The sequence below is a fragment of the Paenarthrobacter aurescens genome (genome assembly GCF_025421775.1).
Taxonomy (GTDB): Bacteria; Actinomycetota; Actinomycetes; order Actinomycetales; family Micrococcaceae; genus Arthrobacter; species Arthrobacter aurescens_B.
Map to the genome: position 1 here is coordinate 1 of NZ_JAOEFX010000651.1, position 241 is coordinate 241.

At 62.2% G+C, this 241-nt stretch carries 1 protein-coding gene; it reads right to left on the reverse strand.

Translation table 11 applies throughout. The annotated features are described in order from the left end of the window. Positions 1 to 218, reverse strand: a 218-nt coding sequence (locus N7568_RS25150) for a hypothetical protein (protein WP_261612353.1), incomplete at its 3' end; no start/stop codon positions are given. Between the last annotated feature and the right edge of the window lie 23 nt (positions 219 to 241).

Sequence of the window (241 nt, forward strand, 5' to 3'; positions counted from 1 at the left end):
TCAGAATGGTATTTGTCTCCCAGCAAATGGACGGCGAAGCGGATAGCCGGGGTGCGATTTTCAAGCAGAGAGGTGCTGCCGGCGTTTGCGGTATCCGTGCAGGTTACCGGCACGGCAGGCAGATCCGCATCGCTGGTGGTGCTGGCCGGGGCGAGGGCGGTCTCATCCTGTGGCGCAGTGCCGGGAATCATGTTCCAGGTGCGCTGGTCGTCTGCCAAGGTGTAACGCTCGCACCAGGTGT